The sequence below is a fragment of the Psychrobacillus sp. PGGUH221 genome (assembly GCF_042055255.1).
Taxonomy (GTDB): Bacteria; Bacillota; Bacilli; order Bacillales_A; family Planococcaceae; genus Psychrobacillus.
In genome coordinates, this window is record NZ_JAQMHQ010000005.1 from 158,635 (window position 1) to 179,041 (window position 20,407).

22 protein-coding genes are annotated in these 20,407 nt (G+C 35.4%); 9 read left to right on the forward strand and 13 right to left on the reverse strand.

Annotated features, from left to right (window positions below; genetic code table 11):
* Window positions 1-47: 47 nt before the first annotated feature.
* The 4 genes from dnaN to PGC35_RS09990 all read right to left on the reverse strand — a co-directional run bounded on the left by dnaN (window position 48) and on the right by PGC35_RS09990 (window position 3,733).
* Window positions 48-1,184 carry a DNA polymerase III subunit beta gene (dnaN, locus tag PGC35_RS09975; RefSeq protein ID WP_056831155.1) on the reverse strand — a complete coding sequence of 379 codons (1,137 nt, stop codon included), beginning with the start codon at window positions 1,182-1,184 and terminating at the stop codon, window positions 48-50.
* 134 nt (window positions 1,185-1,318) lie between these two features.
* Complete coding sequence (locus PGC35_RS09980) at window positions 1,319-1,795, reverse strand: DinB family protein (protein WP_375219041.1); 477 nt, start codon at window positions 1,793-1,795, stop codon at window positions 1,319-1,321.
* 44 nt (window positions 1,796-1,839) lie between these two features.
* On the reverse strand, window positions 1,840-2,859 hold the full coding sequence (locus tag PGC35_RS09985; protein WP_375219042.1) for an STAS domain-containing protein: 1,020 nt from the start codon (window positions 2,857-2,859) through the stop codon (window positions 1,840-1,842).
* Between the two features lie 25 nt (window positions 2,860-2,884).
* Window positions 2,885-3,733, reverse strand: a complete 849-nt coding sequence (locus tag PGC35_RS09990; RefSeq protein WP_275787587.1) for a GNAT family N-acetyltransferase — start codon at window positions 3,731-3,733, stop codon at window positions 2,885-2,887.
* 67 nt (window positions 3,734-3,800) lie between these two features.
* Here PGC35_RS09990 and aroD point away from each other — a divergent pair, with 67 nt between their 5' ends.
* Complete coding sequence (gene aroD / locus PGC35_RS09995; protein WP_375219171.1) at window positions 3,801-4,553, forward strand: type I 3-dehydroquinate dehydratase; 753 nt, start codon at window positions 3,801-3,803, stop codon at window positions 4,551-4,553.
* Window positions 4,554-4,934: 381 nt separating this feature from the next.
* Here aroD and PGC35_RS10000 read toward each other — a convergent pair whose 3' ends face one another.
* From PGC35_RS10000 to PGC35_RS10010, 3 genes are read right to left on the reverse strand one after another with little or no spacing between them, the layout of a single operon-like run.
* Window positions 4,935-5,381, reverse strand: a complete 447-nt coding sequence (locus tag PGC35_RS10000; RefSeq protein WP_375219043.1) for a GNAT family N-acetyltransferase — start codon at window positions 5,379-5,381, stop codon at window positions 4,935-4,937.
* Window positions 5,382-5,888, reverse strand: a complete 507-nt coding sequence (locus PGC35_RS10005; protein WP_375219044.1) for a methylated-DNA--[protein]-cysteine S-methyltransferase — start codon at window positions 5,886-5,888, stop codon at window positions 5,382-5,384.
* Window positions 5,881-6,432 (reverse strand): bifunctional transcriptional activator/DNA repair enzyme AdaA, encoded by a 552-nt coding sequence (locus PGC35_RS10010; RefSeq protein ID WP_375219045.1) that lies wholly within the window; start codon window positions 6,430-6,432, stop codon window positions 5,881-5,883. The genes PGC35_RS10005 and PGC35_RS10010 overlap by 8 nt, the downstream gene beginning before the upstream one ends.
* A 124-nt stretch (window positions 6,433-6,556) precedes the next feature.
* Between PGC35_RS10010 and PGC35_RS10015 the strand changes: the two genes are divergently transcribed.
* On the forward strand, window positions 6,557-7,294 hold the full coding sequence (locus PGC35_RS10015) for a DNA-3-methyladenine glycosylase family protein (protein ID WP_375219046.1): 738 nt from the start codon (window positions 6,557-6,559) through the stop codon (window positions 7,292-7,294).
* Between the two features lie 201 nt (window positions 7,295-7,495).
* Here PGC35_RS10015 and PGC35_RS10020 read toward each other — a convergent pair whose 3' ends face one another.
* The gene (locus tag PGC35_RS10020) at window positions 7,496-8,413 is read right to left on the reverse strand and encodes a stalk domain-containing protein (protein WP_375219047.1); all 918 of its coding nucleotides are present in this window, start codon (window positions 8,411-8,413) and stop codon (window positions 7,496-7,498) included.
* Between the two features lie 135 nt (window positions 8,414-8,548).
* Here PGC35_RS10020 and PGC35_RS10025 point away from each other — a divergent pair, with 135 nt between their 5' ends.
* The 3 genes from PGC35_RS10025 to asnB all read left to right on the forward strand — a co-directional run bounded on the left by PGC35_RS10025 (window position 8,549) and on the right by asnB (window position 12,626).
* The gene (locus tag PGC35_RS10025) at window positions 8,549-9,448 is read left to right on the forward strand and encodes an ABC transporter ATP-binding protein (protein ID WP_375219048.1); all 900 of its coding nucleotides are present in this window, start codon (window positions 8,549-8,551) and stop codon (window positions 9,446-9,448) included.
* The gene (locus tag PGC35_RS10030; RefSeq protein WP_056831074.1) at window positions 9,441-10,676 is read left to right on the forward strand and encodes an ABC transporter permease; all 1,236 of its coding nucleotides are present in this window, start codon (window positions 9,441-9,443) and stop codon (window positions 10,674-10,676) included. The genes PGC35_RS10025 and PGC35_RS10030 overlap by 8 nt, the downstream gene beginning before the upstream one ends.
* 105 nt (window positions 10,677-10,781) lie before the next feature.
* Window positions 10,782-12,626: an asparagine synthase (glutamine-hydrolyzing) gene (gene asnB, locus PGC35_RS10035; RefSeq protein WP_375219049.1), complete on the forward strand. Its 1,845-nt coding sequence runs from the start codon at window positions 10,782-10,784 to the stop codon at window positions 12,624-12,626.
* Window positions 12,627-12,695: 69 nt separating this feature from the next.
* On the opposite strand, the gene PGC35_RS10040 is transcribed toward asnB, so the two are convergent.
* The 4 genes from PGC35_RS10040 to dapD all read right to left on the reverse strand — a co-directional run bounded on the left by PGC35_RS10040 (window position 12,696) and on the right by dapD (window position 15,347).
* Window positions 12,696-13,118, reverse strand: coding sequence for a hypothetical protein (locus PGC35_RS10040; RefSeq protein WP_375219050.1), 423 nt, complete (start codon window positions 13,116-13,118; stop codon window positions 12,696-12,698).
* An 80-nt stretch (window positions 13,119-13,198) separates the two neighbouring features.
* Window positions 13,199-13,405: a hypothetical protein gene (locus PGC35_RS10045; protein ID WP_375219051.1), complete on the reverse strand. Its 207-nt coding sequence runs from the start codon at window positions 13,403-13,405 to the stop codon at window positions 13,199-13,201.
* Between the two features lie 92 nt (window positions 13,406-13,497).
* Complete coding sequence (locus PGC35_RS10050; protein ID WP_375219052.1) at window positions 13,498-14,622, reverse strand: N-acetyldiaminopimelate deacetylase; 1,125 nt, start codon at window positions 14,620-14,622, stop codon at window positions 13,498-13,500.
* A gap of 11 nt (window positions 14,623-14,633) precedes the next feature.
* Window positions 14,634-15,347 (reverse strand): 2,3,4,5-tetrahydropyridine-2,6-dicarboxylate N-acetyltransferase, encoded by a 714-nt coding sequence (gene dapD / locus PGC35_RS10055; protein WP_056831083.1) that lies wholly within the window; start codon window positions 15,345-15,347, stop codon window positions 14,634-14,636.
* 230 nt (window positions 15,348-15,577) lie between these two features.
* Between dapD and PGC35_RS10060 the strand changes: the two genes are divergently transcribed.
* From PGC35_RS10060 to PGC35_RS10075, 4 genes are all read left to right on the forward strand, one after another.
* The gene (locus PGC35_RS10060; RefSeq protein WP_375219053.1) at window positions 15,578-16,390 is read left to right on the forward strand and encodes an ABC transporter ATP-binding protein; all 813 of its coding nucleotides are present in this window, start codon (window positions 15,578-15,580) and stop codon (window positions 16,388-16,390) included.
* Window positions 16,391-16,392: 2 nt separating this feature from the next.
* A complete protein-coding gene (locus tag PGC35_RS10065) occupies window positions 16,393-17,094 on the forward strand; it encodes a hypothetical protein (RefSeq protein WP_375219054.1) in 702 nt (233 codons plus the stop codon).
* 313 nt (window positions 17,095-17,407) lie between these two features.
* Window positions 17,408-19,063 carry a ribosomal protection-like ABC-F family protein gene (gene abc-f / locus PGC35_RS10070; RefSeq protein ID WP_375219055.1) on the forward strand — a complete coding sequence of 552 codons (1,656 nt, stop codon included), beginning with the start codon at window positions 17,408-17,410 and terminating at the stop codon, window positions 19,061-19,063.
* A gap of 158 nt (window positions 19,064-19,221) precedes the next feature.
* A complete protein-coding gene (locus PGC35_RS10075; protein WP_375219056.1) occupies window positions 19,222-19,644 on the forward strand; it encodes a DUF4395 domain-containing protein in 423 nt (140 codons plus the stop codon).
* Between the two features lie 36 nt (window positions 19,645-19,680).
* On the opposite strand, the gene PGC35_RS10080 is transcribed toward PGC35_RS10075, so the two are convergent.
* Window positions 19,681-20,403, reverse strand: coding sequence for a hypothetical protein (locus PGC35_RS10080; protein ID WP_375219057.1), 723 nt, complete (start codon window positions 20,401-20,403; stop codon window positions 19,681-19,683).
* Window positions 20,404-20,407 lie beyond the last annotated feature (4 nt).

The following is a 20,407-nucleotide window of genomic DNA, read 5'->3' on the forward strand; positions in this document are numbered from 1 at the left end:
TTTCTAATTATTCGGTCAGAAATTTATTTATCCGTTCATATCTAAAATCAATATGTACGAACTGGGACAATTAATTGTAATAGAGTATCATCTTGAGCTGAGTTAATAATAAATGGACGCATGGCACCAGTTAGTTGGATGACTATATCTTGTCCATCAAAAGCTTTTAAAGCATCCATCATGTATTTTGCACTAAATGAAATTTTTATGCCTTCCCCTTCCATTGTTGATAATTCAATTTCCTCTTCGACGTTTCCAATCTCTGGAGAACTAGAGGATACTTCTACTTTTTTTCCTTCCAATGAAGATAAGCGAACAATGTTATTCCGTTCTTCACGTGCCAATAAAGATGCTCGGTCTATCGATTGATATAAAGCCTTGCTATTTAAGGTAAGAATCGTTTTGTACTCTATCGGAATTAATCGAGAGGTATCTGGATAGTTTCCTTCTAGTAAACGGGAGTAGAATAACACATCTTTCGTTTTAAATAATACTTGTTGGCTCGTCATTACGATATAAACAGGTTGAGCGGAGTCTCCAATAATTTTGCTTAACTCATTTAGGCTTTTCCCCGGAATTACTACATTAAATTCTCCTTCTGGCGGCTGCTCTAAAATGAGTTTACGGCGAGCTAGACGATGACTATCTGTAGCTACACAAGTAAGTTCTCCATCTTTAATTTGCCAGTGGACCCCTGTTAATACAGGACGACTTTCAGATGCGGATACTGCAAATACCGTTTCACGCACAAGAGATTTTAATAAATCAGATCCAATTTCAAACTGTGAATCATCCTGAATCTCTGGGAGCAATGGATAGTCAGATGGGTCTAATCCAATTATATGAAACTCGGACTTACCAGAACTTATATACGTATGATTATTTTCTTTCACTTCTATTTCTACATCACTAGTTGGTAGCTTCCTTACAATTTCATTGAACATTCGAGCTTGCAAAACAATGGAACCTTCTTCTATAACGCGAATTACTTGATCCCCATCTTCTTCCGACTTTATAAAGGTTTGAATTGTAACATCTGAATCACTACCTGTTAAGTGTAATCCTTCTTCGGTGAGTTCCAATTTTATCCCCGTTAATATTGGAATGGTTGTTTTAGAACTAACAGCTTTCATTACATCATTTAATCCATCTAATAAACGGTGTCGCATCATTTCAAATTTCATCATTTTACCCCACTTTGTTTTTTCGATTCTTACAAACTATTCAATTAAAATGTAACATTATGAAAATTTATTTGCATCCGTTTTATAAATATAAAAAGCCCTATCACAAAAATTGTGATAGGACATTAAATTATCTATTTAGAAGCAAGACCTTTACCGATCAAATTAGCTGAAATAGGCTTTTTCCCAATTTCTCGAGCCCACACAGATAATTGTCCAATATGATGAATTTCATGAGCGATTATATGTCGAATGACTTCGCCCCATGTATCCGTCTCAACCCTACCATCAGGCATTGTATCGTAAAAAAGCTGATTTTCCATATTTTCATTCCAAGCAAGAACAAATGGCTCTACCTCTGATTTGAATCTTGCATCTAACTCTTTCACTTTTTCCAACGTATTGTAATCATCAAATCTCTCTTGAAAGTCTGGTTTTCCTTGCAGTATACGAATCCAGCTCCACTCGACATCCACAATGTGAAAAAGCGTATGCAATATTCCCCCTACTCCGCCCGTTCTCACTAAGAGAAGTTCTTCTTCGCTAACTTCTTCACACCATCGATACCACTCTTCCCTAACCTTCCAATTGTAACGAAACATCATTTGCAAGAAAATCTCCCCCGATTCCCATACTGTAACTAATTAATAATTACTTAAATGATTCTTCTTCCCATTTGCCCTAAAGCATAGTGAATGCCATGTTGAAGCGTTTGAAAGCAATCGTATTTTGATAATTGAACATCTGATTGCGTAATGACCATACTTAATGCCGGAGAAATACCTACTAAGACTGTCTTAACTCCAATCAAAGAAGTAGCTGATGCTATATTTTCAATTAACCGAGCTGTGTACTTGCTAATATTTTCATCTAATCCAGTTAAATCAAGAATTAAGTAGTTTGCTTTATATTTTGGTATATTATTTAATGTTTTTTCGACTAACTCCAATGAACGTTCTTCATCATATTTACCAATAAGTGGTACAACTACAATACCTTCCAACACGGGTATAATTGGTGATGATAGCTCTTTAACAAGTTCAGAAAGGTCTCTTGTTTTATCTTCTACAAGTGCTTCTAATTGCATAATTTGTTCCATTTGTGTTCTTTTAGCCAATTCACTTATATTATTATTTACTGTTATATCTGAAGGGAAATACTTTACTTCGGTATGCTCGTAACCTTCTAATTGATAATGAACTACCTCATACCAAATATTAATTCCTAACATTCCAGTAAAGATTCCGGCATAGTGAGCTGGAATATATTTTCCACCTACAGACCTTCCTTGTGCTTCATTTATTTTATGTTCCCAACTATTTTTAAATTTGGCTTTAAAGGTATTAGCTTCTAAATCTAATTCTTCAATAACCGTAAGTCCCCAACCAGCAGAAGCATAAGTGTCTGTAATTAGCTTTGCAGCTACTTCAACACCAACAGATTTCATATTTTGAAAGTATTCTCCTACAACGAGCCCTTGTCTAAATCCTGTTGTTTCGAAGACCAATTGAGAAGCTTCCTCTCCTGTGATTTCCTCGATTGTTTCTAAGAATGATCGCATAGCTGAAGAAATCCAAAAAAGCATGGCATCTTGTTGTTCAAACATGAATTCCCCTGTTTCCAAGTCCCAACTAAAATCGATACCATTTACTTTTATATTTGCTTGTTTCTCCATCTTTTATAATCTCCTTTTCTTGCTATTACCTTATAAATTTTAAATGAACTGAATCCATTAGCTTTTGATAACCAATTTCCTGATAGATTTTATTAGAAGTAGGATTTAGCATATCTGTGTAAAGTACACAAAACTGAAATTCCTTCAAAAGCTCTTTACTTCCCGCAGCTACCATTGTGCGTGCATATCCTTTTTTGCGCTGCTCTTTTGGTGTAAATACTAGTGAAACAGTCACACCATTCTCAGTAGGTCTTGCTTTTTTCATCATAGATACTATCTTTCCTTCATTTTCCCATAAAAATACTTCATTTGCATCTAACATCACTTTTACTTTCTTTTTTATTTCTTGTGGCCCCGTTTTTGGAAGTCCTGTATCCCCTTCAAAAAGGCTATACCATTTTTCAATAAGAGGTGCATCTTCTAAAGTTGCATAGCGCCATGTACCAGGACTCATTTCCAACGATTCAACCACCTGATCTAAACGATACAACCCTTGATCCATTGCGATTGAATAGCCTTGTCCTGTTTTCTCCCGCCATTTTTCTGCAAATTTGTATGCCCATTCTTTTACACTAATGATAGATTCTATTTTGATTGATTGTGCCATTAACTCTTGGATACACAAATCGATATAGGCTTCCATTCGAATTTCATCCACAAAAATAATATTAAATGGATGTGGAGGTGTCATTTGAAAAAGTGCTAACAACTCTCCATTTTCTTCAATCGTCGCCATGTAAGGATTATCATATTTCCCCTCTTTTATTCCTTGTAGTACGCCTAAAAACAAGCTAAACCTATCCTCATTTTTAAGTAAGAAAGGTGTAGCCATTTGAGCAAACTCCTCCGCATTTTCATACTGTCTAAAAATCATATTAACATCCCCCTTTGTATCTTTGTATGTTACTATAACTTAAAATACTGCTAGAGGGGAGTAAATGATGAAAGTTATTTCAATACGCAATATACATATTGGAGAAGGTATGCCTAAGATTATCGTTCCACTCATAGGGAAAAACTTAGAGCAGCTTCTTGTGGAGATTAAAACAATACAACAAGCCAGTCCAGATATTGTTGAATGGCGTGCGGATGCACTGGATGAAGTTGAAAGCTTAGAAGTGGTGTTAAAGACACTTTCAACAATTCGTGAAGCATTGTACCCTACTCCCTTATTGTTTACATTTAGAAGTCACCGTGAGGGTGGAAATAAAAAAATTGAGGACATTTATTACAAACAATTACTTTGTAAAGTAGTGCAATCAAGACAAATTGATTTAATAGATGTAGAGTTATTTGATCTACATGTAAGTGAAATAGTGGAAGTAGCGAAAATCAATAACGTCTACGTTGTCATGTCCAATCATGACTTTGAAAAAACCCCGGTGAAAGAAGAAATTATATTTAGGTTACAAAGAATGCAGGAATTAGGTGCAGATATCCCCAAAATAGCTGTAATGCCTAAACTTCCAACGGATGTTCTAACGCTTTTGGATGCTACCTACACGATGAATTCACTCTATGCAGATCGGCCAATTATAACAATGTCTATGGCTTCTACTGGTGCTATTAGTCGGATAGCTGGACAAGTTTTTGGGTCAGCAGCAACATTTGGTGCTGGAATTGAAGCCTCTGCTCCTGGTCAAATACCAGCAATAAAGCTTCGAAAAATATTAGAAGTATTACATACAAATTAAGAAAAGGCAAAACCTGTATACAATTGTTTCCGGAGTGTTTTGGACAGACGTCGGCTACATAATTACTGTAGGATTATTTTGAAGGGGTGGTCGTGACTGTCGTCACAACCACCCCTTCTTTTTTCAGTAATCTTGTAGCCTTCTTCTGTCCGTCACCCTCCTTCAACTTTTGAAGACTGGTTAATAGCTTTTTGGATAATGAGAGATTAGATGCTGTCCTATTTATCTTGTAAGCTCCCGAAAATGCAATTTCGGGAGCTATCCATATACTCTATTAGGAGAATGCTTACTATTTCTTTGGAAATTCAGCTAATAACAATACATCCGCTATTCATTAAACAGCCATTTAATGTTTGTGATAGGTAACGAAACCCGTTACTTTTATAGTTGCTTAGTTAGACGAATCATATCTACACAAGCAATTCCATTTTCCATAATCTCCTCTTCATAATGAAGAATGAAAAAGTCTTTATCTACACCTGTTATACGAAATCCACATTTTTGATAGAGAGCCAGCTGTCCAATACTGGAGTTACCAGTCCCAATCTCCATTATTTTATACCCTTGTTGCTTTGCTCTCTCTATTGCATCTAGGACAAGTAACTTTCCAATACCCCTTCCCTGTTGCTGCTCCGCTACTGCAACATTCACAAGCTCTACTGTTTCAGGTCTTGTCGGAAGCAATACATATACCCCTATTGTTTTCCCATTTTGCTCCGTTATATAGCATTCTCCACGTTCCACATACTGTTTCACCAATTTTTCAGATGGATCTGCAAGTAATAGTAAATCTATTGGATATGCTTCTTTTATTCGCTTTGTTTGCATTTATGCTTCACCGGTTTCTAGTTTTAATAGTTTTTCTTTCATTTTTAATCCACCTCTGTAGCCCGTTAATGTCCCATTCTTTCCTACTACTCGGTGGCAAGGAATAGTAATAAGGACAGGATTAGCACCAATTGCTGTACCAACCGCTCGAATAGCGGTAGGGTTATGGATCAATTCAGCGATTTCTGAATACGATTTCTTTTCTCCATAAGGAATTTTTCTTAAAGCATCCCAAGTAGCTAGTTGAAATGTGGTACCCTTTAGATCCATTGGAAATGTAAATTCACGTCGCAGTCCATCTAAATACTCTTTAATTTCATTCGTATATGAGGTTAAAGCTTCATGACTCTCTACAAATTCATGTTTTGGAAGGCGCTTCTTCACCCAAACTTCCATTTCTTCATATGACTTGTCTGGTGAACCTACATAACATAACCCTGATTCTGTTGCAGCAATATAAAATTTCCATTCGTTATGGATGAAATACATCCAATATAGTTTACTCATATGTGCAATTCCCCTTTTTTCTAAATTGAGTTGGTGTATATCCCGTGACTCTCTTAAATAGTGTAATGAAATAGGGAATATTGGACATCCCTATCTCTTCGCCTATTTTACTAAGTGATTTATTAGTAGTAGTTAGCAATTTTTTTGCTTTCGCAATTCTAACTTGTTGCAAATATTCTAAAGGGGAAATTCCCAATACTTTTTTAAATGTTTTTTGTAAATGAAAGGGACTTCCATGACCTATATCTGCAAGAAGAGCCAACGTTACCCGTTCATGAAAGTGTTGATCTATATATCCTGTAATCTGTTCAATCCATTCCTCATCAGGCAGTCGCAAACCAGTTGGCTTACAACGCTTACACGGGCGATAACCATCCTCAATTGCTTCATTAGCTTCTATATAGATTCGTATATTTTCTTTTTTCGGAATTCGAGATTTGCAAGATGGTCTACAAAATATCCCTGTCGATTTGACTGCGTATAAGAAAACATCATCATATGCTGAATTATTTTGAGTAATTGCCTCCCAATGCTCGTCAATCATGAAATCACCTCTACTTTTAGTATACTTTTATTTTCTTAAAAAAGCTGATTGTTACGTCGTAATAGCAAGATAACGAAACTTTTTACGTATATAATAAAATAAAAGTCAGGGAGGTGGTAATCATATGTTTTGGAATGAAGAAGATGAGCAAATCATTATAAATACACCATCAAATTTTTCTTTTAAGCAGAACCTTCACTATTTATCTAGGTCTACGAATGAGTGCTTGTTTCTTATTAAAGAGGATAAGGTTAGAAAAGCCATTACTTTAGGTGAATATACAACTCTAATAGAAATTAAAGAACGAGATGACCACTCACTAGTTGTAGATTTTTTAGGAGATACAAGACCTCTAAGTATTAAAGCTCGTGAACAAGTAGCAGCATATATTATCGAATGGTTTGATTTGAAAACAGATATGAGTACCTTTTATGAGCTCTCTATTAAGGACCCCATTCTTCAAAAAGCTGTTACTAAATTTAATGGGCTACGTATTATGGGGATTCCAGATTTATTTGAAGCAATGGTTTGGGGTATATTAGGCCAACAAATCAATTTAACCTATGCTTATACATTAAAGAGACGATTAGTCGAACAGTATGGTCGATCAGTTATGTTCGAAGGTAAACAGTATTGGGTGTTCCCTTCGCCTCGGGACATATCGCAACTTTCAATTAAAGATTTAGCAGACTTAAAAATGACGGTAAAAAAATGTGAATACTTAATAGATGTAGCAAATCTAATAGATTTGGGATTACTTTCAAAAGAAATGCTTTTAGAAACAAAAGAGATAAAAAAAGCAGAAAAATTACTTACTATAGCATACGTGGTATTGGTCCATGGACTGCTAACTATGTTCTAATGCGCTGCCTGCGATTCCCTTCTGCATTTCCTATTGACGATGTGGGGCTTCATAATGCTCTCAAACATATAACAGGTTCTCAGCAGAAACCTTCAAAAGATGAGATTTTACAGCTTGCACAAGCTTGGAAGGGCTGGGAAGCTTATGCAACCTTCTATTTATGGAGATTTTTATACTAGAATATAAAAAAGCCCATCCTCCTCATTTAGAGTTGGATGGGTTGTCGAGAATAAGTATTTCCAATATGTCTTCAGAAACGTATGTTTCATTGTCTTTAACAACTGGCTTTTCTTTAAATTTTCGAAGACTTCGATTGTAGCCATACATCTCTTCTCCACGCTTAATAGTAATTGAACTGTTTCCTAATTTTAAATAAACGATATTACGCTTTGGATGGTAATTCACTTTGTATCCTAGCTGCTCCGCTACTTTTCGAAGAGGAATCATTTTCGTGCCATTTTGCATAAAATGATCTTTCTCTATGATTTTTTGAACTTCTTTCATTTCAGGAGACTGATAGTTGATCGCTACTATTTTACTAGGTACAGTTTGTGCTGGAATACTTTTGGTTTCTATCGTATAAAATACGATGAGTTCTTTTCCTCTTAAATCCTTTTGCGTTACTTTTTCTCCACGTTCATTTACTAAAACTGTTTCTTTGTCTATCTTAAGTTTCAATTTTTTATCTAAACTTAAGAATTGCTCATCAAACTTCCCAACTTTTACTGAGCTTGAATTTTTAGCGTCATGCACGATTACTAGCTCTGGAGAAATTTGAGCTGGATATATCATAAGCATCGGCTTATTTTTGTCATAATACGCGCCTATTCGTTGCCCTTTTTGGAAAAATTCCTTTTTCACTTCTTTTGTTGTTCCGCTATTAAACAAAAGAGTGTCATTCGAAACTTTAAAATTGGTAATAATAGGTTCTTTGTCTTCACTTTCAACAGTAAGGGTCACTAAGTCATCCGTTTTTACGATATCTTTTATTACTCCAGATGATTTTATAAAGTTCGTTGTATCCTGGTTGACTTCTTCCATGTCTGCATTAACGATTGGATAATTAAATAAAAAGGTGGTTAATAGGATTACTCCAGCAAATATGCTTAGTTTTTTCATCAAATCTCTCCTTTTACTCCATATTATAGAATTTGACGTAGCTTTTACAAAAACGTTACAAAAAAATTGAAACATTATCCAAATGTAGTACGTATACATGAAAGGATACAAAAAATTAGAGAATGGAGTCTGTATATGACACTATCTATCAATCAAGTAACGAAAAGATATCAAGACTTTGTGGCCGTTGATAATCTCTCTTTCGAAATTGAAAAAGGAGAGATATTTGGATTAATTGGCCAAAATGGTGCAGGTAAAACAACTACGTTTCGTATGATTTTAGACCTTCAAGAAACAACCGAAGGCACTATTACTTGGGATGGAAAAAATATTAATGCCATCGATCGAAATGTTCTAGGATATTTGCCTGAAGAACGTGGTATATTCCCTACTATGAAAGTAGAAGAACAACTGTATTTCTTCGGTGAATTAAGAGGGAAACATCGAAAAGACCTACATAAAGAGGTAGATTACTGGATCAAGCGTTTTGAACTAGAAGATAAAAGAAAAGCAAAAGCAGAGACTTTGTCCAAAGGGAATCAACAGAAGGTCCAACTGATTGCAAGCTTTATCCATCAACCAGAATTTCTTATTTTGGATGAACCGTTTAGTGGTCTAGACCCTGTTAATAAGGATTTATTGAAAGGTGCCATTTTGGAATTAAAGGACAAAGGGACAACGATTTTGTTCTCTAGCCACCAGATGGAAAATGTGGAGGAGCTTTGTGATCATCTTTGTCTATTAAAACGTGGTGTCTCTTTGTTTGCTGGTAGTTTGTTAGATTTGAAAAAACAATACGGAAAGACAAAGCTGATGGTTCGGTCTGATATTCCAAAAGAAGCACTGGCTAATTTGAATGGTGTTAAAGATGTTCAAGTTGGAAAAGAGCAGTATACCCTTACTTTAGAAGACGAATCGTATGCTCAATCCATTTTTGACTTTGTTTCAAATGGGAAGTATATAGAGAAGTTCAGTTTAGATTATTTATCCTTAGATGAAATTTTCAAAGATAAGGTTGGTGGAACACATGTCTAAGTTTTGGCTTCTCGTCAAGCAGTTATATACACAAAAAATCAAAGCAAAATCATTTATCATCTCAATTATTATATATGTCGGTGTTATTAGTGTGTTCATGTTTTGGTCTGATATTAAGGAAGCATTTTTCCAAGATGAGCCGTTGCAAGTTGCTTTATTGAATGAAACCGAAGCGGACATCGAGGCTCTATTCCAATCAAGTAATGATATTGAATTTACTTTCCCTACCGAAGAGATAGAAGAAGTAGAAAAACAAGTAGTGGACGGTGATTTTGATGCAGCTATTTTTATAAAAGATCAAGATCAATCATTAGCTGCAGAAATCGCAACTTTCGAGCCTCTCACATTTAACGACCAGCAAAGCATATCTGCTCAACTACAGTACGCAGGGAAGCTTTATGAAGTTCAACAGCTTAACTTAACAGCGGAGCAAGCGGAAAAAATTCTTCAGTCGGAAACGGTTATTTCGATGAAAAGTTTAGATGAATCTGCAACAGGAAAAAGTGAAGATGAAAAAGCAGCTGGTATTGGTGCTTCCATGCTTGTTGGATTTATAATTTATTCCTTTGTTATGAGCTTTTTATCGATGATCACAACGGATGTTGCATCAGAAAAAGGATCACGTGTACTAGAAGTATTACTTGCAAGCGTTAAGCCATCCACACACTTTATGGCGAAGCTAACGGGGACATTTTTATTGGCACTCACACAAATTGGCGCACTCTTACTTGTCCAGGGTCTTTTGTTTATGGTCATTGATGGGGGTTCAAAATGGGATACCGTTATAGAGATTGTTAATGAATTATCGTATTCATTTATCGGGTATGCGGTTCTGTTTTTATTGTTAACGATATTGTTATTTTTAATCATTGGAGCTTTGCTTGGTTCACTCGTATCGAAGGTAGAAGAATCTAGCCAAGCGATGATGCCAGCAATGATGCTTGGAGTTATCGGATTTTATGTACTGCTATCCGGAATGTATAGCCCGGATACATTGATTATTAAAATATTCTCTTATATCCCCTTTACTGCGGGGATGGTAATGCCACTTCGAATAGGAGCTACAGATATATCCTCATTCGAGCCAATGCTCTCTATGCTTATTTTAATAGGTACAGTTATTTTGATGTTCTTACTTAGCCTGTCCTTCTACAAGCGAAGTGTGCTAACATATAGCTCTGGTGGAATCATTCAAAAAATTAAAACAGTTCTTAAAGTCACAACTTGATATTTCCTCAATAATCGTAAAAGTTTTTACTTTTACGATTATTTTTTTTGGCTCAATTGAGCAATTGCTGCATAAAATAATTCATGAAAGAAGGGATGCGAATAAATGTGTGGAATCACTGGTTGGATTCATTTTAATAAAGATTTACGAAACGAGCTGCCTATTGTAAAAAAAATGACGGAAACTCTAAGTAGACGAGGACCAGATGACAATAATATATGGTTTGGTCCCCATACGTTACTAGGTCATCGGCGATTAACTGTAGTCGATCCTGTTGGAGGAAAACAACCCATGGTCAAAACGTATGAACATAACCAATATACACTTACGTACAATGGAGAATTGTATAATACAGAAGACCTTCGAAAGGAACTGTTGAAACGTGGCCATACTTTTTCTGGTCATTCAGATACGGAGGTTTTATTGACTTCTTATATTGAATGGAAAGAAAAATGTGTTGATTATTTTAATGGTATTTTTGCTTTTGCAATATGGGATGAAACAGAACAAAAGGCTTTTATCGCAAGAGATCGACTTGGAGTTAAGCCACTATTTTACGCAGAAAGAAATGGCGGATTACTATTCGCCTCCGAATTAAAAGCACTTCTTGCCCATCCAGATATTCCAACGAAAATCACTCGAGTTGGCATGGCAGAAATAATTGGTTTAGGACCATCACGTACTCCTGGATCAGGTGTATATGATGGAATTAATGAATTACGTCCCGCACATGCCATGACCTTTTCAAAAAATGGACATCGTATTTGGCGCTATTGGAATGTAGAAAGCAAAGAACATACGGATTCCTTAGATGAAACGATAGAAAATGTGCGTTTCCTCGTAACTGATGCTGTAGAGCGACAACTAGTATCAGATGTACCTCTTTGTACGTTTCTTTCAGGTGGCATAGACTCTAGTATTATTACTGCAATTGCAGCCAATGCATATAAACATGATAACAAGGCCCCTCTCCACACCTACTCAATTGATTATGAAAACAATCAACAACACTTCCAAGGAAATGCATTTCAACCAAGTGACGACCGGCCATGGATCCAAAAAGTCTCCAATAGTCTCGGTTCACTTCACCACTACTCCATCATTAGTCAAAACCAACTCGTCGAATATTTGACAGAGGCTGTACACGTTCGAGATCTTCCAGGAATGGCGGATATTGATTCTTCTTTACTCTGGTTTTGTAAAGAAATTAAACAAGATTTTACAGTTGGCCTATCTGGCGAATGTGCAGACGAAATCTTTGGCGGGTATCCTTGGTTTCATCAAGTAGCCAATTCCGATAGTGCCTTCCCTTGGATACGTTCAAAAAATGAACGGAATTCTCTACTTAATGATAGCTGGCACAAAAAACTAAATATAGATGACTATGTAGAAAATGCATATAATACGACACTCATAGAAACTCCATTATTGAATGGTGAAACAGAAATTGAAGCTAAACGAAGACAATTATTCTATCTGAATATGACGTGGTTTATGACGACTTTACTTGACCGAAAAGACCGAATGAGCATGGGCGCAAGCTTAGAGGTACGTGTTCCTTTTGCGGATCATCGTTTAGTGGAATATGCATGGAATATTCCATGGGATTATAAAATGGTAGGTAATCAAGAAAAAGGAATTCTAAGGAAAGCATTTCAAGGTATTCTTCCTACCGAAGTACTTTACAGAAAGAAGAGCCCTTATCCGAAAACCCATAATCCTGTTTACTCGGAGAAAGTTCAAAGCTTACTAAAGGAACAGTTATTAGATAAAAACTCCATACTGCATGAACTTTTTCATGCACATCGACTAAGTGATTTAATAAATTCGAATGGAGATGCCTTTAAAGTCCCTTGGTTCGGCCAGTTAATGTCTGGTCCGCAATTATTAGCATATTTAGCTCAATTGCATATTTGGTTTAGGGATTATAACGTAGAACTTGTGGATTAATACCGAGAACAAATGAATTTAAAACAAAACGGTTTCCATTAGGACCGTTTTGTTTTCTTGTTGAATTATTTAACGTTTTTTACTTCTAAGCGCAATGAAAAACACAACTATTATTAATAGTAAAAAAAGAAATGGTAATACTTTAACCATCCAATAAGAAGGCTTTTTGTGAACAAACTCTGCTTTTATCCATTGTTTTTCTCCAGTTTCAACTGCAATTGCTTTATCTGATTGTATTCCCTTTATCTCATAATATTTTGTTCCTAATGGATAGTAGTTAGATGCATTACCAACGTGTTTGCCAGTTCTATTATTAGCTTTGGTTTCTACGTATCCTATAGCCTTGCCTATTTCACTTTTACCTACTTCTTCCTCTTTCACTTCGTAAACATTTCCATCCCATACAACAAAAAAATAAGCCCACTCTAAAGCATGAACAGTTGGAGTAATAGAAAACAGAATTAATATAAAAAACATTGCTACTCTTTTCATTAATATCCACACCCCACATTAATCACTTTTCTGGCTCTGTTATCATTTTCTAATGTACTTATTATCACCAGGAAGTTTCTTCATCTCATTCCAAGTATCGATTGCATCTTTTCTCTTTTTCCCTTTGGATCTACAAAGTAATCACGCGTAAATTGATTATATTCAAGTGGAGAACTGATTGTTGTTAAGTATGAAGAGTCCTTCTTTTTTTCCTCTAACCAGTAGAAATTTCTAAAATCATTTTCATTTAAATCTTTAGATACAAACAGGTCGCATGTCGCCTCCATGTCTTATTGATACGTTCTTCATTTAAATTGGTTTCATAACCGATTCAAAGAAAAAGGAGCGACCCATTAAGTTGGGTAGCTCCTTATTTTTATTAGCATGAAATCTTACGAATATAGGCATCTACAAATGGAACAAGATAATCAATGACCGCTTCATTTGGATTTAATTTTGCATGGTGCAATCCAAAAGGAGAATCTACCCCTGCCCAGAATAACATACCAGGAATTTCTTGTAGGAAGTACCCGAAATCTTCTCCAGTCATTGCAGCATCACATAAGATAGCAGTAGTTTTTTTGTCTTGTTCAGCAAACGCTAAAAACTCATTAGTTATAGCTGTTTCATTTTTAACTTGATAATAAGAAGAACCATAATCGATATGAATATCACAATCAAACGCCATTTCAGTTGCACGACAAAACGACTCAATTTTTTCTTTTATTGTCGACATTGTTCGGGCATCCATTGTTCTAATAGTTCCTTCTAAACGTGCTTGACCAGAAATTATGTTTTGAACTGTCCCAGAAGTCATTTTTCCTATAGTAACAACCGCTGGATCCATAGGGTTTATTGATCTACTAATAATTGTTTGCAGTTGTAGTAAGAGAGTCGCTGCTGCAATTGACATATCTCTTGCCTGATGTGGAAATGCAGCATGGCCTTCCTTCCCTACTAAATCAATAAATAGTTCGGATGTGTTTGCAAACAGCAGTCCTGGTCGAGTTGCAACAGTTCCTACTGGATACTCAGGTGCAATATGAAAGGCGAATATTTGATCAGGTACAAGATCCGGCTGCTCCAATTTCAACCATTCTCTCATTGGTAATGCTCCACCAGGACCTTCTTCTGCAGGCTGAAATAGAATAACAACATGATCATTAACAGGATTCTCCACAAGGGACTTTAACAGCCCAAGCGCTACCGTCATATGCACATCATGTCCACAAGCATGCATCTTATCTGCATGCTCGGATTTGAATGGAAGATCCGTAGCTTCAGAAATAGGCAAACCATCAATATCCGTACGCCAACCTATCGTTTTTGTCGCATTTGTGCCCTCTACTCTAACTACTATTCCTGTTTTCCATGTAACAATTTTCAATCTTTCCTGGGGAAGTGAATGAATCTGCTCCAATAAATAAGCATTTGTTTTCACCTCTTGGAAGCCCAGTTCAGGAATACGGTGCAAATCCCGTCGAATTTCAAGTAAAGACTTCATAGGACACCTTCTTATAATTGACGTAGTTCTTGCATGATTTCCGTTTTAGATCTTGTTTTATCATCAATTTCTTTAATGACTTTAGCAGGTGTTCCAGCAACTACTGTATACGGAGGAACATCCTTCGTCACAACAGCTCCAGCAGCAACTACTGCACCTTTTCCAATTCTACATCCCTCTAACACAACTGCATTTGCACCGATTAGTACATCATCTTCCACAATAACCGGAGTTGCACTAGGCGGCTCAATTACTCCAGCAAGCACTGCTCCTGCGCCGATATGACAGTTATTACCTACCGTTGCACGCCCACCAAGAATTGCTCCCATATCGATCATTGTACCTTCACCAATAACGGCACCAATATTAATAACAGCACCTAACATAATAATAGCGTTATCGCCAATGCTCACTTGGTCACGAATAATCGCACCTGGCTCGATACGCGCATTAATTCCCTTTAAATCTAAAAGTGGAATGGCAGAATTTCTACTTTCATTTTCTACAACTACATCTTCAATTTGATCTTTGTTTTCATTTAAAACTGGCTCAATTTCAGACCATTCTCCAAATAACACAAGAGAATTACCTTCTCCAAATACTTTTGTTTGTTCACCAAAAGAAATTTGATTGATGTCCTTCCCTTTTATGTATACCTTTACCTGTGTTGATTTTTTTGCATGTTGAATATAAGAAATAATTTCATACGCGTCTAGTTGCTTCATCCTCTGTTACCTCCTAAAAAATATGTGTCAATTGTACAGGAATTTTTATAAAAAATCACGAATTTAAATACATTTCTCGAAATTTAATTGAAAATAAAGTTTTTTTGCATTTTATTACAAGTAGATTACTGGTGCCAGGCACCAGTAATCTACTTGTAATAGAGGTTTGGATAAATTTTCAAAATGGATTGTTATATGCTAGAATAATAGAAAAACGGGCAGTGGTGCTGATGAAGAAGATAATTTTTGAGGCCTCAAATGTAATGAAAGAAATAAATGGACATGTAGTCTTACAAAATGTTTCCTTTAATCTTCATGAAAATGAATCTGTTGCTATACGTGGTCAAAATGGGTCAGGCAAAAGTACTTTATTAAAACTTTTAGCCGGAATTTATGAGCCCTCTAGCGGAAAAATCTTAAGAAATGGAAACAGAATTGGGTATGTACCGGAGCATTTCCCTGAAAACCTACGATTTAAGCTAAAGGAATATTTACTATTAACAGCGTCCTTTCATGGCATATCATCGACTCAAGCGGAAAAAGAGTTGTTAGAGTATATCCATTTGTTTGAAATAGAGTCTTTTATGGACGTTCCTCTTAAGCGATGTTCAAAAGGTACGAAACAAAAAGTAGGTATCCTTCAAGCAATTCTAACTAAACCAGACATTCTTCTTTTGGATGAACCATTAACTGGATTGGATGCTACCTCTCAACAAAGTCTAATTGCAATTCTTGAAAAACTAAAAAAACAAATGACGATTATATTTACCACTCACGAGGACCTGTTAGTAGACACCTTAGCCAATCAAGTTTTATATGTTAAAGATGGTAGTATCTTAGTTCAAAAAGAAACTACTAGTATACAAAGAAAGGTAAAAGTAAAATTCCCTAACAAGGCAATTTTTAATGAACTTGATATGATCGAAATTTACTTTGAAGAAGATACAGCATTAATAACGGTGGAACTAGAAAAAAGTGATTTACTATTATTGGATTTGTTAAATAAAAATTGTTCAGTACTTGAGGTCAAGGAAAGGAAGTAACTGTGCTAGGATTTATTAAATACCAATTGATAAGTTATATACGCTCATTCAAAATTATCCCTCCAGCAGCATCCTTTTTAATATGGGTTTTTGTTTTATATAGTTACAGCGGCGTGGAAATATTAAGTAGTTACGCAGTAACAAGCATCGCCATCTATATAGTCATGACCTGGGTATCGATGAGTATTTTTTCTATTGAAGAGGAAGCTGAGAAAAATATATTATTTGTCCACCTTAGCAAAAAGAACTATTTATGGGGGAAATGGATAATCTGTATCTTGATCTCCATTATTTTTATGTTGTTTGCAATTATCTATCCTATACTAATGAACAGTTTCAAAGAAGCAATGACACTAATTCATTTTGGCCTCTCTATTTTTATACATCTATTATTGGCCATATTTGGTATTTTTGTTGGATCCCTTTCTTCTATTTCATCATTTGTACCAAAGAAATATACATGGCTTTTTGCAGTTTTCATCATCGTTTTAACACTTTCTTATGAAGGAATTGTAGAGAAACTGCCTTTATTAAAATGGTTATTTATCGTATTTCCTCCAGTTGTAAAGGTTATTAATTTTTTTGAGCCTGACAGTTTAGATCAGTTTGGAAAAGAATTTTGGACGGTTTCAGCTTTTGCGATTATGTATGCCATTATTGGTTTTAGCGTTTTAACTAAATTATTTTTAAAAGAGGAAAGTTGAGTTTAAAACGAAAGTATGAATATGATATAATGAAGACATTAAATTTTGAAGGGACGATGGGTGACCGATGAAGTTTTAATCTTATTTCTCAGTAGAAGTTTTTTCTGCGATACATTTGCGCAGTAACAAAATAAAACTTTACGAAACCGGAAATAGGATTAGTCTGCCCATTTTTCAAAATTACCGCAAATAATTCTCTACAATACGCTAACGCTTTGTAGTGGTTTTTTGCGTATTCATTTAATGGTCAGTATGTAATCCTTCCGTTTAATATCGGAGGGATTTTTTTATTCCTCCAAAAGGAGAGGATTTTATGACACTACATGGCAAGTTAAACGATATAGGTATTATTTTTGGCGATAAGATAGTTTTACAAAATGTGAAGGCGGATATTATTTCCGGGTCTGTGATTGGTATTGTAGGTGGAAATGGAGAAGGTAAGTCTTCTCTACTCTCTTTACTTTCAAAAGAGTCTGCCCCAACAAAAGGACAAATCGAGTGGTTTGGAGCCCCACCAACTATCAGTTACTTTAAACAGGAAGATGAACAATTTAACAAAAAGGATTACGCTGATGATGAATGGATATACTTCAGTAAATGGTCTGTTCCTAAAGGTCGTAGTTACACCCATTTGAGTGGTGGAGAAAAAATGAAGAGAAGATTAGCACGCGTATTTGCTGAGAAGTCTCAAGTCCTATTACTAGATGAACCTACTAATCATTTAGATCAAGATAGTTTGTCTTTCCTGAAAAAGCAGATAAACGCTTACCAAGGAACAATTATTTTAGTATCGCACGACCGATACTTTTTGGATGAGGTAGCTGATTGTATTTGGGAAGTTGAAAATAAAAAATTGACGGTCTATACAGGGAACTACTCTTCTTATCGACAAAAGAAGGAAGAAAACAGATTAACCCAACAAAGACTTTATGATGCCCAGCAATCTAAAATACAGCAAGTAGAGAAACAAATATCCGAGCTAAAAAACTGGTCTTCCAAAGCACATGCAGAATCAACAAAACATGAATTTAATAAAGAATATTACCGTGTCAAAGCTAAGAAAATGGATGTTCAAATTCGTTCTAAAAAGAAACGGTTAGAACTAGAACTTTCTAAAAACACTATAGATAAACCAGAAGAAGAAAAAGAAGTGCTCTTCTCTATTGAAGGGAACAAGAAAAAAGGGAAACGTGTTGTAGAAGCCAAAAATATAACAAAGAGTTTCGAGGACAATCTTTTATTTCAGAGTGCCTCTTTTACTATACAATCTCAAGAGCGGATTGGTATTCTTGGTCCTAACGGAAGTGGAAAATCGACATTTTTCCGCATGTTACTGGGGGAAGAATCGAGTGAAGGAGAACTATGGAAATCAGAAGCGATGAATATAGGCTATTTACGTCAAACCGTATTTGATCTACCAGAAGAAAAAACACCCTTCGAATTTTTTGGTCATACAGATTATGAGATTAGAGGTAAAATACAAACACTTATGATGAACCTCGGATTTTCAAAGGATCACTGGTCTCGCCCTATTTCAACAATGAGTATGGGTGAGCGAGTAAAATTAAAACTCATGGAATTCATACTAAACCAAAAGGATGTTTCACTATTAGATGAGCCAACCAACCATTTAGATCTTCCATCTAGAGAGCAATTAGAAAAAACGCTTTCCACCTATCCCGGTACCATTTTATTAGTTACACACGATCGTTATTTTTTAGATAAACTATCAAACAAACTGCTTATTTTTGAAAATAAAACAATAAAAAAAATAGACATGAGTTACAATGAATGGATAAATAAAAACAATGAATCCAATCTTGAAAAAGAATTATTAAAACTTGAAACAGAACGGCAGGCAGTGTTGGGAGCACTTAGTTATATACAAAAAAGCGACCCAAAATACAACGATTTAGACCAAAAATTTTTAGAACTTACAAAGCAAATTAACGAATTAAAAAGAAAATAAATTTCAGAGGCTATCCCTTATAAGGATTGCCTCTTTTTTTGTTGAAGCCACTCAAGATTTGTCAATTTCCCGGGAAATATGTAAGTATTAAATTATTTACAATTTCATCAAATCATCTTATAATAAATATAAATCCAATTAGAAAAGTAGGTTTTAAAATGAAAACAATCCCAAAACCTCTTGTCATGGCAAATCAATGGACAATTGTTGCGTCTGTTATTATAGCTCTTATTACACAATCGGCGTGGATTTTATTTATTCCACTAATCGCAAATCTTTCTAGCTTATTAACTGGTTTTCATCCAATATTGGTCATAGTAAAACGTTTTTTATCGAAGCCTGCAAATCAATATATTCAAGAAGATTATGCTCAGTTAAGATTTAACCAATGGTTGGCAGTCGGCTTCTTATTCGTTGCAAGTATAAGTTTTCTATTAAATTGGGTAGTATTATTTAATATTGCTACAGTAATGGTTGGTCTCGCTGCTTTAATAGCAATCCTCGGATTTTGTATTGGGTGTTTCGTTCGTTTCCAATACCAACAATGGCAATATCGTAGAAAAAATTCAGCAGCTCACTAAAACCACAGCCTTTCCAGAAACGGGGGAGGCTGTTTTCTATTTACCAACCTTCATTGCTGTTTTACTTATAATGTATCCAAGCCTTAAACGACTAAACCATTTATCTGAATCACTAATCGTTCTATTTAAACCATTAATCTCTTCTTCAAATTCTAAACCTTCAACTGCTCGGTAATCAACTTGTCGTTTGACGATCCTATGTACAATCATCGCCCATTCCGCATCTGTCATCTTTTCTTTCGAATACGTAGTAATATATTCAGCACTTTCTCTCGTAAATCCACAAGATCCCGCGGTTATATCTACTTCTTTTCCAAGTTCCAGTGAAACTATATGATTGGTGATTTTTTCTGTTTCTATCCATTCAATAGGATGTGTCTTCATTGCCCGCTCTGTCCTGCCAAGTATTAAATAATCATGATTTGGTATGTCTCCAACCAGTACTTTTAATTCGTTTAAATGGTTTTTACCCCACGTTAAAACTCTATCTAAGTCACAGTAATGAAAGTGTCGCCCCTTCCCTGTTAGCGCATACTTCAATGCTTCTCTTCTGGCATTTGCCGCTCCTGTTTTCGGGATAATTTTAAAGTTAAAACGGCTATTTTCAATCGCTTTTATTAATTCCGATGAAGATTCTTCACTAATGGTAATAAAAAGTTCTCCATATATTTCTTCCAAGCTTAGTTGCAATTTTTTTAAGATTTCTATGTTCTTTCCTTCCGGGTCATGCGTTACAGTGACTAATGATGTTTGCAGCAAAATA

Coding starts and splice junctions, on each gene's coding strand:
- PGC35_RS10030 (WP_056831074.1), top strand. CDS start 9,441: ATGTCTAAGTTTTGGCTTCTCGTCAAGCAGTTATATACACAAAAAATC.
- aroD (WP_375219171.1), top strand. CDS start 3,801: ATGAAAGTTATTTCAATACGCAATATACATATTGGAGAAGGTATGCCT.
- PGC35_RS10020 (WP_375219047.1), bottom strand. CDS start 8,413: ATGAAAAAACTAAGCATATTTGCTGGAGTAATCCTATTAACCACCTTT.
- PGC35_RS10045 (WP_375219051.1), bottom strand. CDS start 13,405: ATGGAGGCGACATGCGACCTGTTTGTATCTAAAGATTTAAATGAAAAT.
- abc-f (WP_375219055.1), top strand. CDS start 17,408: ATGACACTACATGGCAAGTTAAACGATATAGGTATTATTTTTGGCGAT.
- PGC35_RS10000 (WP_375219043.1), bottom strand. CDS start 5,381: ATGCAAACAAAGCGAATAAAAGAAGCATATCCAATAGATTTACTATTA.
- PGC35_RS10005 (WP_375219044.1), bottom strand. CDS start 5,888: ATGAGTAAACTATATTGGATGTATTTCATCCATAACGAATGGAAATTT.
- PGC35_RS10010 (WP_375219045.1), bottom strand. CDS start 6,432: ATGATTGACGAGCATTGGGAGGCAATTACTCAAAATAATTCAGCATAT.
- PGC35_RS10025 (WP_375219048.1), top strand. CDS start 8,549: ATGACACTATCTATCAATCAAGTAACGAAAAGATATCAAGACTTTGTG.
- PGC35_RS10075 (WP_375219056.1), top strand. CDS start 19,222: ATGAAAACAATCCCAAAACCTCTTGTCATGGCAAATCAATGGACAATT.
- PGC35_RS09990 (WP_275787587.1), bottom strand. CDS start 3,733: ATGATTTTTAGACAGTATGAAAATGCGGAGGAGTTTGCTCAAATGGCT.
- asnB (WP_375219049.1), top strand. CDS start 10,782: ATGTGTGGAATCACTGGTTGGATTCATTTTAATAAAGATTTACGAAAC.
- dnaN (WP_056831155.1), bottom strand. CDS start 1,184: ATGAAATTTGAAATGATGCGACACCGTTTATTAGATGGATTAAATGAT.
- PGC35_RS10015 (WP_375219046.1), top strand. CDS start 6,557: ATGTTTTGGAATGAAGAAGATGAGCAAATCATTATAAATACACCATCA.
- PGC35_RS10040 (WP_375219050.1), bottom strand. CDS start 13,118: ATGAAAAGAGTAGCAATGTTTTTTATATTAATTCTGTTTTCTATTACT.
- PGC35_RS10060 (WP_375219053.1), top strand. CDS start 15,578: ATGAAGAAGATAATTTTTGAGGCCTCAAATGTAATGAAAGAAATAAAT.
- PGC35_RS09985 (WP_375219042.1), bottom strand. CDS start 2,859: ATGGAGAAACAAGCAAATATAAAAGTAAATGGTATCGATTTTAGTTGG.
- dapD (WP_056831083.1), bottom strand. CDS start 15,347: ATGAAGCAACTAGACGCGTATGAAATTATTTCTTATATTCAACATGCA.
- PGC35_RS10050 (WP_375219052.1), bottom strand. CDS start 14,622: ATGAAGTCTTTACTTGAAATTCGACGGGATTTGCACCGTATTCCTGAA.